Origin of the sequence: Bifidobacterium criceti (assembly GCF_002286935.1) — a bacterium.
Lineage (GTDB): Bacteria > Actinomycetota > Actinomycetes > Actinomycetales > Bifidobacteriaceae > Bifidobacterium > Bifidobacterium criceti.
Window position 1 is genome coordinate 289,594 of record NZ_MVOH01000006.1, and the last position, 15,807, is coordinate 305,400.

Annotated in this window: 10 protein-coding genes; 1 reads left to right on the forward strand and 9 read right to left on the reverse strand. The window is 56.9% G+C overall.

Annotation, left to right across the window (positions count from 1 at the left end):
• The 7 genes from B1526_RS02940 to B1526_RS02970 all read right to left on the reverse strand — a co-directional run bounded on the left by B1526_RS02940 (position 1) and on the right by B1526_RS02970 (position 11,754).
• Complete coding sequence (locus B1526_RS02940; protein WP_095614597.1) at positions 1-3,072, reverse strand: zinc ribbon domain-containing protein; 3,072 nt, start codon at positions 3,070-3,072, stop codon at positions 1-3.
• 16 nt (positions 3,073-3,088) lie between these two features.
• Complete coding sequence (locus tag B1526_RS02945; protein WP_095614598.1) at positions 3,089-5,257, reverse strand: Hsp70 family protein; 2,169 nt, start codon at positions 5,255-5,257, stop codon at positions 3,089-3,091.
• A gap of 58 nt (positions 5,258-5,315) precedes the next feature.
• Positions 5,316-6,983, reverse strand: coding sequence for an Hsp70 family protein (locus B1526_RS02950; RefSeq protein WP_095614599.1), 1,668 nt, complete (start codon positions 6,981-6,983; stop codon positions 5,316-5,318).
• Between the two features lie 64 nt (positions 6,984-7,047).
• Positions 7,048-7,827 carry a nucleotide exchange factor GrpE gene (gene grpE, locus B1526_RS02955; protein WP_095614600.1) on the reverse strand — a complete coding sequence of 260 codons (780 nt, stop codon included), beginning with the start codon at positions 7,825-7,827 and terminating at the stop codon, positions 7,048-7,050.
• 39 nt (positions 7,828-7,866) lie between these two features.
• Entirely contained in the window at positions 7,867-9,528 is a 1,662-nt protein-coding gene (locus B1526_RS02960) for a TRAFAC clade GTPase domain-containing protein (protein ID WP_095614601.1), read from the reverse strand.
• 69 nt (positions 9,529-9,597) lie between these two features.
• Positions 9,598-9,885 (reverse strand): hypothetical protein, encoded by a 288-nt coding sequence (locus tag B1526_RS02965; RefSeq protein WP_095614602.1) that lies wholly within the window; start codon positions 9,883-9,885, stop codon positions 9,598-9,600.
• A 24-nt stretch (positions 9,886-9,909) separates the two neighbouring features.
• Positions 9,910-11,754 carry a nuclease-related domain-containing protein gene (locus B1526_RS02970; RefSeq protein ID WP_157908683.1) on the reverse strand — a complete coding sequence of 615 codons (1,845 nt, stop codon included), beginning with the start codon at positions 11,752-11,754 and terminating at the stop codon, positions 9,910-9,912.
• Positions 11,755-11,919: 165 nt separating this feature from the next.
• On the opposite strand from B1526_RS02970, the gene B1526_RS02975 reads away from it, so the two are divergent.
• Positions 11,920-13,176 (forward strand): WYL domain-containing protein, encoded by a 1,257-nt coding sequence (locus B1526_RS02975; RefSeq protein ID WP_095614604.1) that lies wholly within the window; start codon positions 11,920-11,922, stop codon positions 13,174-13,176.
• Between the two features lie 123 nt (positions 13,177-13,299).
• Here B1526_RS02975 and B1526_RS02980 read toward each other — a convergent pair whose 3' ends face one another.
• Entirely contained in the window at positions 13,300-14,370 is a 1,071-nt protein-coding gene (locus tag B1526_RS02980; protein ID WP_133088419.1) for a hypothetical protein, read from the reverse strand.
• A 32-nt stretch (positions 14,371-14,402) separates the two neighbouring features.
• The gene (locus B1526_RS02985) at positions 14,403-15,572 is read right to left on the reverse strand and encodes a hypothetical protein (RefSeq protein ID WP_095614606.1); all 1,170 of its coding nucleotides are present in this window, start codon (positions 15,570-15,572) and stop codon (positions 14,403-14,405) included.
• Positions 15,573-15,807: the final 235 nt, after the last annotated feature.

The window sequence follows — 15,807 nt, forward strand, 5'->3', positions numbered from 1 at the left end:
TCATCCGATCTCCGGCGAGATGCCGGCTTGCAATATGAGATCCACATGGTTGTAGTCGTCGTCATCCTTGAAGAACAGCTTGTAGCATTGCCCTTTGCGTAGCACCGATGGCGGTAGCGGGAACTCATGGCGTCCCGCGCCGCTCTGTTGCGGCACTTCGAGCACACATGCGCCCTGTGTCGCGAATGCCGGGACCATATCCTTGCTCACGCGCAATTCGCTTGGAGGCACGTCCCCCGTGCTTTCGACGACGAGTTTGGCGGAACGGATACGCCCCAGGAACGTGCTCGTCTCGACGCGATAGGTCACGGTGTCGCTCTTGCCGAATGAGAAGCTCCTATTGCTCGGCGCCGAATAGGATATGGCATCCCCTTCGCCGAGTTGCGCGAACAATGAGAAGTAGTAGGTCGTCTTATTGGCGAGGCCTTCCACTTTGATCGCCTTGAGCAGGTCGTAGGTCTTTTTGTTGACCATTTTGCGGCTTGATCCGCGTTCGTTCGGCCCGGACGCATAATGGTCGGTGCGCCATGCGAGCAGTACACGGACACAATCCGCTTGTGGCCAATCGAACATGATGACCGCGTCGCCACTCGAATCGGTTATCTTGTCGATTGACACGACTTTGCGTTTCGTCACCGTCGATACCGCGCCGATGAACGCCGTGTCTTCCTTGACCGTCGCCGGAATGAGATGGTAGACGGCATCATCAGGCAATGTGAAGGTGCCGGAATCCGGACCGGTCGACACGACGTGCAGCTCATCATATGACGACGCAAGCTCGCGCAGCGGCACCGAATCGCCAAGACTGTATCCGACGTCCTCGCGGGCGAGGAAGAAACGACTTTCGCCGTCGTTCGGCGCATCCCACTGCAACGTGAACGTATCGTCCGGCATGAGCTGCGGGATCACGAACTCGATCGGCTCCGGCGGGGAAAGCGGTATACCGCCGACGCATACGCCCTGGGAATACCGCCGTTGGCCATCTGCATCCATGTACACGGCGAACAACGTGTATTGGTATGCGGTGCCGTTGCGCAGCCCGGTGTCCTGCAATCCGCCGCCGATGATGTTCGACACACGGTCACCTTCGCCGGGCCGCCGCGCAGGGGCGTCCGTGCCCGTGGCACGCCATACTTCGACATCGGCGTTTTTCGGGACACCGCTCCATGCGATGCGGATCGCACCATCCTCGGCAACGAGCTGCGGATCTTTCACATCGAAATAGTTGACGACCGGTTCGGCGAGTGACATCGCGGCCGAGAGCGGTCCCAACGTGGCGATGACCGCATAGTAATACACGGTGTTGGGTTCGATCGTCGTGTCGGTGGCCGATGTGCCCGCAGTGCGTTCGACTTCATCGCCGTCATGCTCGTCAAGGGGACGCGATCCCGCTTTGCGGATGACCTTGTAGACGGCATCAGCAGTGGCGGAAGCATCCCATGACACCACATTGGCGCGGCGGACGCCGTCGGCCCGCACATGGACCGCCCCTGCCGGTTTCGGTGGGTTGGCCGCGAGGATCGCGCTCAGACCAGGGTAATCGGCACACGCCTCGTAGACGCGCAGTGCCACATCAACACCCGGAGTCGGCCCCGCCTGTTTCATGATCGTCTCGGCCGCCGCGATGCCGGCGTTGATCCGTTCAAGCAGCTGCGCATCGGTGAAGTCGGGCGCCCGCCTGCCGATATCCTCATACAGCTGTTTGGCCGTATGGAACGCATGGTGTTCGATGGCGTCATGCAACTGATCGGACAATGGCCCGATCTGCGTACGCCGTGCTTCGAGCACTGTGCGCCGCTGCGCGATTTCGGGCATCGATTTCCAGAGCGTCTCCGCCGTGTCGAGCAATTGTTCGGCTTCATCGAAACGCAATGCCTCGATCGAACCTGTGGCCTCATCGACGACCTGCTGTGCACGACGCAGATTACCGTAGTCGAATCCACATTTCGCGCAGTATTTCACATCCGCACGGTTCTCACTACCGCAGTTCGGGCATGTGATGAAGATCCTGCCACCGCATTCGGTGCAGGATTTCACCCCCGGATCCATGAACGCGCCGCACCACGGGCACACTTCATACTGTACGGCCGCGGCTGTGTTCGTCCCCCCGGAAACCGACGATGCATAGGTGATGCCCTTCTGCGAACACATGTACTGCAGATAGGCGTCGGCGTCCTCGGCGGATAACGTTCTGCCGAGACGGGATGCGCTCTCCTGCATCTTCCTGACGAATCCAGCGACTGTGGCACTGTCAAGCTTCTTCGACACTGAAGCCACCATTGCGGCCTCATCAATGATCTTCCTGAGCGCGCGGTAGGCAAGGTATTCGTCATATGCCCGCTTGCTGTCCTCATCGGCGAATACATCACAGCATTTCTGGAACAGTTTGTTGTGGTCGCCGACAATCGTCGTGCTCTTGGTGGGCAGCTTGTGTTTGTCGGCTTCGGCCCATGCCTTGAGTGTCGCCGCCGGCTGATGCGTGATTTTGCCACCCAGGCCACGTCCCATGCCCTCCGGCTGCTGTGGGGCATCCAGCAGGGCGTACAGGTCCTCATAATGGTAGGTTTCGAGCAAAGATTCGGTGTTGCTGTATTTCGAAGCATCCTTCGGCACCGGCAATTCCTTGCCTTGTGCCCCTTCATGCTCACGCACCTCAATGCCAGAAGGTACGAGCGATTGCACGGCGCCAACCGGCACATTCACACCCGTCGCCTTGGATGCGATTTCAGCGATCTTGCCCAGTTCCTCGGTGAGCAGATAGCCACGCATCGAGAACAGCCCGATCTGCTTGTTGATGACAGCGTCAATCGACCGCTTCGCGGCGTCCCATGCGTCCCGGCGCGCCTGCATCGTATCCAGCTCACTGCGCCGCTTCTGCGCCTGTTCGAGATAATTGCTGGCTTTGCTCGCTTTCCTCGCGTTCTTCGTCTTGTCCTTTGACCATTGCGCTTCCTTTGTGGTCCATGCGTTGTCGATGATGCCACGCACACGCGGATCGTCGTCAGCCGTACCCACAAGGTCGTCATCGAAGTCGAAGATGTCCAGCATCACATACAGATTGTCCTGTGCCATATGCTTCCCTTCGCCTTCAGATCGACAATCCGGTGCCTGAGCTGATCTCACGTCCGATGTTCGAGAACGTCTCACTCAAATGGTTGAGATCGGTCAAACCGGCGAGGTCGCTGATGGATGAAATCTTCTTGAGGAAGTCCTCTCGTGCATCGCCAAAACCGATGGCCAACGTTTGAATTCCTTGTTCCCAGTCAAAATGTGCATCGCGAATTGGCACTTTTTCCCAATTTCCAACCCAACCCCATTCTCCGTCAGTAAGAATGATGGCGATTTTTGTCGCTGCATCATCAGAAAATAAAGGTGGAAGCGCGGCTAGAACAGAACTAGTACGCTGGTTACAAATAGGAGAATTACCAATCCTGTTAATACGTCTTAGTATTTCCTCTTCTTTTTCGGATGCCATCAAGGTTTCTCCGACTATAGAATCTCCACCATCGAAATCTGCGATACCGATATGCAAGTTCTGCACATCAATCATGTTAACAAAGCTACGACATGCCTCAATTGCTTTTTCAATTGGTTCTCCATTCATACTAAGAGAAATGTCTATAATTAAATATATTTCACCTGTGATACAGCTTTGTTTTGCCAACTCCATCCGCTCCCGCTCGATGTCGAGTGGGCTACGCAATACCCAACTCATGTCCTCCGGCAACGGCTCACGTACACCGATGAACTGCTGCCCGGTCTCAGCCTGCTGGCCATAGACCTCGATGACGCCGGACCCGTTGTAGCGGAAGGCGATGTTGATGTTCGACTTGCCGCCGTCAACATACGGTATGCCTTCGAACACATATTTGCCAGCGACCTCATTCTCGAGCGGCGCACGCTCATCGCCCTGCAGCACATAGATCTCCATACGGCCATTGCCCGAACGTGGCACAGCTATGCCAAGCGTCTTCATATAGCTCGCCGGAAGCGGCGTGTTCTTTGGAATGACGACTGTATTGACATACTGCGTGCGATGCTCCGATTCGGCGATCATGCCCATTGCGTGCGTGCACACATCGACGATCTTCTTGCCCCCGAGTACCATACGGGGAGCGTCAGTGGACGCCCCGCCTCCAATCGTGGCCGTCGGCGTCACGGTTCCCCCTCCGATCGTGAACAGCGGACGGCCCTCGGTATCCTGATTCGCGCGAATCGCGGCGCCCAACGCGACCGCCTCATCGACATTGACGCCGCCAAGGGGCTTTTTGCCCGACATGCGCTCGATGTACTCGTGCACTTGCGGCATGCGCGTGGAGCCACCCACGAGGATCGCACCATCAACACGTGACCAATTCATCGGAGGGTCCACACTCGCGAACAGACGATCGACGATATCGGCCGTCTCACCAAGCATGAACGAGGTGATGTCGTCGAACTCGTCACGACTCAGTCGATATTTCGCTGTATGACCTGCGCAGTCCACGGTGATGTCGGCATATGCCGAACGTGTGAGCCGTTTCTTCGCGTTTTCGGCCATAATGGCCAGACGCGCGAGCTGCCCATCGTCTTCGGTGATGTCCACATCGAATTCGTCCTCAAACTTGTCGGCGACCCACCGCACAACGGCATCATCCCAGTCCTTGCCGCCAAGCTGGTGGTTGCCATCGGAACCGAGCACGCGGATCTCATCGCCATCGACATGAGCGAGTGTCACGTCGAACGTGCCACCACCCAAATCATATACGAGGATGGTTTGCGGTTTGGACGATCCGTTGAGGCCATAGGCGAAGGTCGCAGCCGTCGGCTCATTGAGCACGCCATACACATCCAGGCCGGCGAGGCGTGCAGCTTCCAACGTCGCTTCACGTTCGGCGTTGCGGAAATAGGCGGGCACCGTCACAATGGCATGGTCGATTGTGCTCCCAGACACCTCTTGCGCTTGTTCGACAAGTCCGCGGAGCATCATTGCGGAGAGGTCGGTCGCGCTGTAGGTACGGCCGCACAACGACAATGCGAAGGACTCATCCCCCATCGCGCGTTTGAAGAACGCGGCCGTTTCGGTGTATCCGGTCTCCTGTTGCTCCTTCGCTTCATCTCCGATGAGCACCTGTCCATCGGGCATCACGGCGACGACCGACGGCGTGACCGAACCGCCGTCGCGGTTCGGGATCACACGTGCCCGTCCCGTCTGCTGATCGATCATCGCCACTGCCGAATACGTCGTGCCCAAATCAATGCCTACCGTGATGCCCATGACAGGTTCCTTTCCTCATGTGTTTTGCTCTTGTCCAGATGCCGCCAAGCGGCTCCGCTCAGACCGACAATCCGGTCGCTTCGACGCGGGCCTTCGCCTCGTCGAACTGCTTTTCATCAAGCACGTTCTCCGGCTTCCAATGGGCGTCGATCTCCTTGCCGGAGCGCTCGTCCTTCGCGTGCATCTTCACTGTGCCTTCCGATGTGAGTTCAAGTGTGACGGAAATCGGTGAATTAGCCGGCGTATTCGGCTCGAGTATGAGCTCGGCGGTGCCAAGGAAGCGGTCTTCGTCGACCGGATAGCTGTCTTTCTTGTCAGGAGTCTGATAAATGCCAATCTCCACCAACGGCTGGTTGTCTTCTTGCGTGCCGTATTGCTGTGTGACCGAGACGGGGATCTCGTCATCCTTCTTGATCATGTTGAAGATCTTCTCTTGCATATCCTCGGCATCGGTCGCCCTGACACCAAAGCTCTTCGTCGACACGGAGACGACGCGTAGCTTCGGTGCACCACCACCGAGCGTTGGCATCGCCGAACCGCCGCCGGAAAGTGTGGGAAGCACACGTTTCTCACCGGTCTCGGTGTTCACGGCGACTTCCTGTCCGGATTCGTCAATCTGTTTCTCTTCGTTGGCGGCGAGCTTCGACTGTTCGTCAGCCTGCAGCATCGCGAAGATCGCGGCGCCCTTCGCGACGGCTTCGTCAGGGTCGAACATCTTCGGTTCAATGCCGAAGTGCTCCTTGACACCTTCCTTGATCTGCGGCATCTTCGTCGAACCGCCGACGAGCAGAATCTCGTCGATCTTGTCGATACCGCCAGCGGTCGCGACCGCCTTGTCAGCCAAGGACAGCGCACTGTCGGCAAGGAACTTCGTCGCGTCTTCAAATTCCTGCCGGCTCACCTCCACTTTGGCCGGTCCCGCGCCGTTGTAGCTGAGCATCTGCTTGACGGTATCGCGGTTCGAAAGAGTCTGCTTCGCCTTCTCGGATTTGACGGCGAGGTCCTGCAGGAATTCCTCGTTGTCGTCTTCATCGAACGGATCGCCATCGTAACCGGTCGCATCCACGAATTTGTCGACGAGCAGCTGACTCATCTGCTCATCCCACTTCTTGCCGCCGAGCTCATGGTCGCCTTCCGTCGTGACGACACGCACTTCGCCATCGGAGATCTTGAGCACGGTGATGTCGAACGTGCCGCCGCCAAGGTCGTAGACCATCACGGTTTTCGCGGCATCGGCGCGCGTGACGCCATAGCATATCGCGGCTGCCGTCGGTTCTTCGATGACGGCGAGCACATTGAGCCCCGCGAGCTGGCCGGCCTGCTTCGTCGCAGTGCGTTCCGATTCGCCGAAATACGCCGGGCACGTGATGATGACGTCGCGGACATCATCATCGAGCTGCTCCTTGGCCTGACGTGCAAGCTCTTTGAGGATGAGCGAGGAGATCTCGATCGGCGAGTAGTTCTTGCCGTCCACGACAATGGCGATGTCGCTTTTGCCCATAAGCTGCTTGACGAACATCGCGGTACGGTCCGGCGCAAGCACCGATGTATCCTTCGCCTCCTCACCGACGATGACGTTGCCGTCCTCGTCGAACTGCACGACTGATGGTGTCGTATCGGAATTCGTATCGAGGTTCTTCACGACAGTCGGACGTCCATCCTCATCCTGATAGGCGATGCACGAATATGTCGTGCCCAGATCGATGCCGTATACATATTTGGACATGGTGTTCTCTTTCTTGTGTTGGTTGTGTTTGGTTACTGCAAAAACGTGGCGTGTCCCATAAGCGTCACAGATTCGACGGAGGTGTCATCCCCTGCGGCTCTCCGAAAGACTGCACATCGGCTGGCGTCGCGGCAGCATCGTTTGTGGTCTCGGTTTCGAGCTGTGCATCGGCCGGTTCCGATGGCACGAACTTGTATACGTGGACCTTCTCTTTGAACAGCGGCTCCTCACCCCACATATAGCCGGGCGCGACCGAAGCGGCGACCGTCTTGGCTTTCGCGGCATCGGGTGTGGGCACCGTCTTGAGCATGCGTTGCTTCGACGTGAAGGGATCGCCTTCAGCGCTCATCACCTGCTCGACATCGTTCTTCTCAAGCAGATAGACGAGCATGCCTTCGATGTCGTCAATCACATCGACAGCCGCATCAACGCCTTGCGTGGCGTAGGATTCCTTCGCCTTGCGCATGTCATCGAGTGTTTGCGCAAGGTCATAGAGCATCGGCCGCATGAGGTCACGTTTCAGACCCTCGCGCAATTCGGCGAGTTCCGCATGCTGGCGGTCAATCACTTTCTCCTTGACGTCGTCGTACTGCAGACGTTGCGCAATCAGCTGATCAATGCCATCAAGGCGTGCGATGATCTGTTCATACCACTCGGTTCCGCAGGATTCTGCGACGCGCTCGACGGTGTCGGTGGCGTCTTCGGTTCGCGTGGCCGAGTGTTCCCGCCGCTCGTCCTGTTGTACGGCGGCTTCCTCCGGCATCACGTCCGGTTCGTTGGTGGCCCCATCTTCCGCGGCGGCGTCCTGAACCACTTCGTTCAGGTTTTCCTGTTGTTCGTCCATGACGATCCTTTCTTGTTGTTGGCGTTGTCTGGATAAAAATCAGATTGCGGCGTTCGTCTCCGAGGCGACCGATGTCCGGGCGAACATTGTGTCGTACAGTCCGACCGCGGGTTCCACAATCGGCAGTTTCGCATTCGAGAACCGCCGCGCCCCGAGGGCATCGGCAAGGCTCGGGTCCTTGTGCCGTAGGATCCAATCGATCACGTCATCGACGTACTTCGGCTTGAACCCGCGGCCATCGCCGGCTGTGTGCCCTATCGCACTCACGGCGAAGAAACGATTGTTCGGGAACGTCTGCGTGATCGAATCGACGATGTCGCCCATATCCATGTCGTAGAGGTACTGCCGGCACAGGAAGTCCATATCGTCAAACCAATCGCCATACCGTTGCGCATCGAGGCCTTTCATCGCGCTGACCGCCGGATCGCCGAACCGGTCGAGCAGATGCTGCGATTCATCCATCTTGCTCAACACGACGGCAATCGGCATGTCAAGCCGGCCATGGCGGTCGAGTTGCGCGGCCGCGCGCAGGTTGTTGTTGAGCGCCGTGAGCACATCCTCGGCACGCGCGGAACTGATCGTGCCTGAATCACCGGCATCAAGCGACGCCCCGAACCGCGACCTGGCGGCCGGCAACGACATCGGGTCGATCACAAGGACCAATGCGTCAGCATCGCGGTACTGCAATTGCTGTTCGTTCTCGGCGTTGTTGACAAACGTCTCACCAGCGATGTCGACAAGCTGGATGCGACGTTCCGGATTGAGCTTCGGCCCCGAGAGGAAGAAACTCATCGAGAACGCGCTCGCGTTGGCCGCATTCTGCTGCGTGGCGGTTTTCGCGACTGTTCCTGACGTGTAATCGGCACTCATCGTCGCATACATCGTCTGTTTGTCAACACCATCCGGGGTCGCGGTAAGACCACGCGCAGCGGACCTCGTATTGATGAGATCGGTTGTGAACGCCGTGATGAGCGCCGTTTTTCCACTCGACTCACCGCCGACGACCGGGATCACGATCGTACGATTGACGGCGTTCGTCAGTGGGGTTTCGATGCCGCTCTCCCAACAGTTCGGGCATATGGCTTCAAGTTTGGCTCGGCTCGGCCTCAATACCGTGGACGACAGTTTCTTCCCGCATGTGCATACATGTCGGAGCGCGCCATACCGATTTGGCTTGAGCACGCAGTGTTTGGCACCGCAATCGGCGCATACGTACACCGGAAGTGTGAAACGCGCATGGCAGCTTTCGCATACATACGAGATATGCCGCACATGCGTCACGATCGAATCAAGGCCTGCGACGATTGCGCCGAACAGCAGCATGACCGCTTCGAGGATGCAGAAAAGCACCATCTGCGGCAGCAGCATGAACAGGCAGAACGTGGCGCCCGCGAACAGCTGTGCGACGGCGGTCGACATCCAATAGAGGAATTCGGCCGCGACAATGAGCCATGCGAGGATCGTGCGGATCCAGCCGCCGGCATCGCATTGGTTGCGTATCCAACGTCGCGTAGTCGTGGCGGTTATCGCCAAGTCTTCACGGATGTTGTCGAGCACGGTGCGCGCCAACCGCACCATATCGGCAAAGCCGGGACCATAGAAGTACGAGAGCTTCGCCAGCTCCTTACCTTTCGATGCCGGCGTGCCGGACGCCGCCGCGGAACCGGTGGGTGCCGGGGCGGATGCTGCTGCTGATGTCATGGTCTCCCCTGATCGTTGAATACGGTGAACGCTATCGGAATATGGATGCCGTCATTGTGTGCGCCGGCATCAATACATGACACCGGCACTGTGGGTCATCGCAATGGTGACCAATGCCACAATGCCCGCAAGCGCCAGAAGCCATACGAACGTGAGCACAACGCCGAGCGTGACGCCCACTGCTTTGCCGTAGACCGATACGAGCGCCTGGTAATACCTGCCGAACCCCTTCACGATGCCTATGCAGAACGAGACGATCACGACGACGATGAGTCCCATGAAGAGGAATGGTGCCGCAAGCGCCGCAAATGACAATGCGAAGAATGCAGCGAGACAGAATGCGAGTATATAGCCCATGGATGCTTCTTCTTTCTGGTCGCCCTACAATGAGAGCTCGTTGAGTTTGCCGGACATCATGTTGAGGAACTGCACCATCTGTGGTGCCTGGGTCTCTTTGGCATACAGCGCCTGCCCCAGTTCGACTGATGGTCCGAACGCCGGCGAGGCCGTCGTGCCGAGCACTTGCGCCACGCGTTCGTCGGATGGTAGATGGAAGCACAACCTGAGCTGGCATTCCTGCGCCAATTCGGCGAGTTCGGCGGGCACTCCCCCGTCCGTGGTCTTCTGCTGCGCGATGAGCAATACACACGTACCGCTTGCCCCGCCGCGTTTGACGATGCGCTGGATGCATCTGCGGATGCCACGCATATCCTGCTCATCCTGCGCATCGACTTCATCCGTATAGAGGGATCCCGCCCCATTGACGATGAGAAGCTGTGGACGCAGGCCCGCATGGCCCTCATCCCGCCAGAACGATTCAGCCCCATGCGCCCGGATGGCCTTCTCCCGTGCCCGCATGCTCGTGTTCAGGCTTTCGGCCGCACTGTTCATCAATTCGAATCCGTCATCAGCCTGCAGATACATCTTGGCGGCCTGCGCGTATTTTGACAATGTCGATCGCTCCTGGCAATCCAGGATCGTCACATCGAAAGCCTTCGATTGCAACACGGATGCGACGAGCGTCGTCATGCATACCGACATGCCGTTCTTGCCCGCACCGGTCACAAAAATGCCTGAGACATCGGCGAACCCGAACGGCAATGGATTACCGTCCGCGTCCCTCATGAGTGCGAAGGACGCCTGAGGACCCATCGCCGGCAATGCATCGATGATACGGTCCGCTTGGTCCTGCGATGCATGTGCACGATGGTTTGCCTGCGTACGCTGTTGGCTGCCACTACGCCGCGCTTCCTGGTGACGCCCCGGCTTCTTCGGCTCGTGGCCCTTCATCGTCATGTCCCTTGCGTCGATGCCCGCGAACGCGTCATAGGTCGGACGTGGCCACATCGTTTCCGGGAGCGGATTGTCGATATGCGACACGGGACCCAAGTGGGCATGTTTGACGAGCGTCGAGAGCCACAGTTGCTCGCGCGTCATGCCCGGATCGACATTGAGATACGACGGATCGGCCATCGCGCGCTGCTTGAGCATCCCGACAAACGTGGCATAGGACATCGCGGGGATGCCGTTCGGCCATGTGATGTCAGCGTCGAGCGTAGGCAGACCGGATGTGCCAGGTACGAGCACGACGAATGATTCGACCGTACATCCGCTGCCGTGCGCGGCGAGATATCCCTGCACATCAGCCTGCGCAAAAGCCATGTTCGAACTATGGACGTACGGGGCGTGCGCGACGACGCGCAACTTCGGATACGCGCAAAACATCGCCTTGTTCTTGATGAGCGTGTGGTATTCGAGTCCGGCCCGGTAGTTCTTCACATCGACGAGCAGGATATGGTTGCCGAATTGCAGGATGCAGTCGATATCGGCACCTTCTCCGCGCGTGCCGTCAGGCTCCGGCCTGTACACCGACCAATACGATACGCAATGATCGAGGATGCCGTCCCACGTCAGCAGTTTGGCGAACACCTCCTCGCCGCGTTCGCCGCTCTTCTGCTCATTCCTGCCGAAATTGCTGTCTTCGAGGCCCGCACCAGGGATACCATAGATCCTGGCGCCGCGAACCTCATGCCTGAGTGTTTCGATATAGGCATCCTTTGTCTCTTTGGATACTTTCGGCAGATAATCGGCGCTGATGACCGGCTGGTTCGGCGCCTCGGTCGTAAGATCATATGCAGCGATGGCCTGCGCCCATGCGGCGTTGATCTCAGCCTCAGTGGGCTTTTTCACCGCCTGCCAAAACGCTTCGCTTCTTGTCTGCTCCAAGGCCTTCATCCCTCACTCGTCTGCGTCTACGCACTTAATTCTCAGCCCCGGAAACCAGACCTGCAAAATATAGCAATGTCGTTGAAATAAGCGGATTATCTGCACCAACTTTGCCCGCCTGCCATATTTTGCAGACTCCGGAAAACGATTCCTACACTATGCGGTATGGTTCAATCAAGGCGGGGAAGCACCTATTCGAAAAACGCAGTGGTCGAAATATTCGGACTGTTGTGGGAAGAGACCGATTACCAACATGGGCTTACGATTCCCCAGATTCGACAACGGTTGATCGAACGGCATGCAGAAGCCAGTGACCCTGGCTATCAGGCACCGAGCGAGCGTACGATTCGGGAACAGCTCAAATGGCTTTCCAATCCGGTGAATACGGTGCTTGGCCGACCAATCCATAAAGTGGACGCCGATGAATGCGCACGCGAAGGCATCACCGATTATACCCCCGGATGGTATATGTCAGCGTATCTGACAATCGCCGAAATGCGGCTGCTCATCGACTCGCTCATGCTTTCACGCATCAATGATGATATGCTCGACGAGCTCAGCGAAAAAATCGCACATATCGCAGGAGGGCACAACCTCCTACCGCGCAAGCTCGGCCACATCGAGGCATTCGGCCACTACAACACCGACTTCCTGCACACGATCGAAGGACTTGACCGGGCGATCGAACAAGGATGGTGCGTCGATTTCGAATACTGTGATTATGACGTCGAAGGCAACCTGATACCTCGCCGCTATGATGATGGCACAGTGCGGCATTATGCACTTGACCCGTACCGGACCATATACAAAACAGGGAAATACTATGTCATAGGGCATATTCGCGGCAGCACCGGGCTCATTGCGTTCATCACCGACCGCATCCGCAATCTGCGGGTGTTGGAACATGTGGCGCAGGAAATCGAATTGGAACAGTGGCAGGAGGACGGCACACTGCGTCCTGCAAGCGACACGACGCCTGAGGCGTTGCAACAGATGGACATACTCAAGCGCAGCCATAGGAACGGCGTCTCCACCGAACGTTTCGGCGTGCTCGATCCGGTCAGGTTCATGCGCGAACGACCTTATATGACCACCGGCGAAGCGGTTCCGGTCACCATGGTGATCCGCGCGAACATGCTCACCAACCTCTATGAATGGTTCGACAAACCAAGAATCCTCGATACACGTGAAGACAACTACCTCGTGCAGGTCATGAGCCCCGAACTGGCGATGCTCTGGTGGACAGCCCAGTATTCCGACAGCAGGAGCATCTACATCATCGAACCACGTTCACTGCGCAACAAACTCTATGACGTAGGCCGCTTCCTCACCGAAAGCTATGGGACGGCTACAGGCCCATCCCATCAAGAGATGTCCGATTCGGCTGCGGTGCTCACCAAAAGGCTGCCCCGTTCCAGCTGATCACCCGGGAAATGCACACATGCCTTGCACACAGATGGGGTGTGGTCTGGCGGTCCGCGATGTAGCACATCATCGGACCGCCAGACCGCACCCCATCAACCCCATCCGGCAGCCCAGGTTCGTTCAGTGGCGACCGAACCTTGACCGCAACGATTTGAATAGGCTCGGCCGGTTGAGTCGAGCATCTGCTTCCTCGACTTTTTGCCGCATCTCGCCAATCTGCTGATTGACGTATTCGTTTGTCACACCCATACACGGCATAAGCGATATGCTCCGTACAGAGCCAAGACTGTCAAGGAAGGGGAAGTAGGCCTTGGCAGCATCCACCGATTCCTGCGTCGTGAATTCATACGTGCCATTACGCCATTCATTTGCAATAGTATTGGTTATATACAGATAAATAAGATATGCATACTGATTTTTCACGCATTGAGCGTTGGGATATTTACGGTACAATGCGTCAATCAGTCGCATCTCTGCCCCAAGATCCTCATCATGCTCAAGCTTGCGCTCCACAGTGCGGTTCACAACCGATATAGCATATATCGGACTGTCGGGTTCGGCATTCGCCGCCTCTGTATAGCAACGGATGCGCTCTTCCTGATTCTGATTCGAAAAGTTGCCCATCCATGCATAGATCGGCGCAATCAGCTTCATGTCTTGATTCCGTTGCGCATATTGCAGCGCTTGCGCCATGCACGCATACGCCTGCGGCCACTCCTTGAATGACAGCTCGCCATAGCATCGCCCCATCAGGAACGGTATTTCCGGGCTACGCCCACCATCCGCGCGTGCGGCCGCCTCCAAATAGGCCAGCGCGCGCCGGTACTCCCCATGGTCGAACAAAGCAACAGCGCGTTCATAGTCGCCCCGGACACCCTGATCCGGTTGCCACTTAAGGCCCGAACGCCGATTCAGCTTCTCCCGCCTCGCTCGCCATATCTCGTCATAGCTCCTACGGGAAACTGGAACCGTAAGCTTGCTCCGAATCTCACGCAAATCACGCAATGCCTCGAATCGGGCATCGGAAGCATCCATACTGTTGAAATGGTCGGTTTTTTCCTTACATGCTTGTTCGATTTGCTCATCGGTTGCGTTGACCCCAACACCCAAAAAGGCATAGTAGTCTATAAAATTCGCAAAACCATTCGCTTCATCTATGCTGGACATGTCATACATATCATCCACCTCCATGTGTATTGTTTTAGATTAAATCAAAAAGTTATTTACAATACATTATTATTAGGCCATTGCGGAGATGACGGAACCGAAGGCGCCGCAGGAGGCGCAGGCATCGGATATGCCGTCGGAGCCGCGGGGCTCTGCTGCACCGGGATTGACGGCGCGGCAGGCATCGGCACAGGCGTGGTCTGCGCGGCAGGCATCGGCACAGGCGCAGCCGGCATCGGCACACCCGCAGTCTGCGCAGCCGGCACAGCCGCCACCTTCTCCTTCTTTTTCCGCACAAGGAGAATACCCAATGCGAGCAGCGCCACATTCAACAGGACCGACACAGCCGACCCCTCCCCCACAATCAGCATCAGAAGGTTGAAGAACGCCCAAAGAGTGCCGATAATAATAATGCAAACTCCGTTGAAACGCCAGCCTTTTTGCGCCTTGGCCTTGTCCGCCGCAACTTGCTGGGCCTTTTCCTCATCCCCCTTGACGGCGTCATCATTCAGATTTTGCAGCGCCTTGACGTTATACCGAAGCTCAGGATCAAGTTGGTCAACATTGACGCCGGCACCCTGCAGCAACGCATACCCTTCCCTGATGGCACGCCGCTGATCGTCAATACTGTTCCCCACAAGCATGCCGACATGGCCCTTGTCATCCGGAATGGGGGCCAGATAATCCGCAACCTCATCGTTCATCGCATCCGCATCCATCAATTGCATGTCTGCGAGCTTTGCCAGATCATCCATGCCCTCGGGAGACAAAGAGCCTTGATAGCAATACAATGTCTCACCATTTACCGAACACGGACCACCACCCCGCCACTCATTCGAGCATATCTTCTTGATCAACGCCGCCTGTGCGCGCTGGAACCGTATACGATCGTTATGGCGTTTCTTAACTTCAAGATCCTTATTGCTCAACCGCTGGGCAGTGAGGACACCAAGGGTCTCCCCTTTTGCGGCAGCACGCGCTTCCGCGGCTGCGCGCTTGCGCGCAGCTTTTTCGAATTCAACATCATCGTCATACAATGACGAATCCGGCACATGCACGACAACCGTCATCTTGCGTATGACCTCGGCAAGTACCAATGCGGTGAGCTGGGACTGTGCCAATTGACCATCGGCACCTCCCTGCTGACAGCGCGCATATGCCTCACGAATCTGCGGCGTATCGATGAGGGGCGTTTGCTCCTTCGGCTGCGAATCGAACAGTCCCATTTCCTCTACCTCTTTTCCTCTACGGATTCACGATTATCGATATCAATAATATATTTCAATGGAAGTGTTGTAATAATCAACTTTGAAACATCGTTATAGAATTGATCTAATTCAACATATTCTTTTGCGTGTTTTAGATATGCGCCTGCATAATAACAATCTCCTATCTGTTCGAAAAAATATATACAGAGGAATCCCCCACCGTTTGCCCTCAATCATGAATACCTTCTTCTCA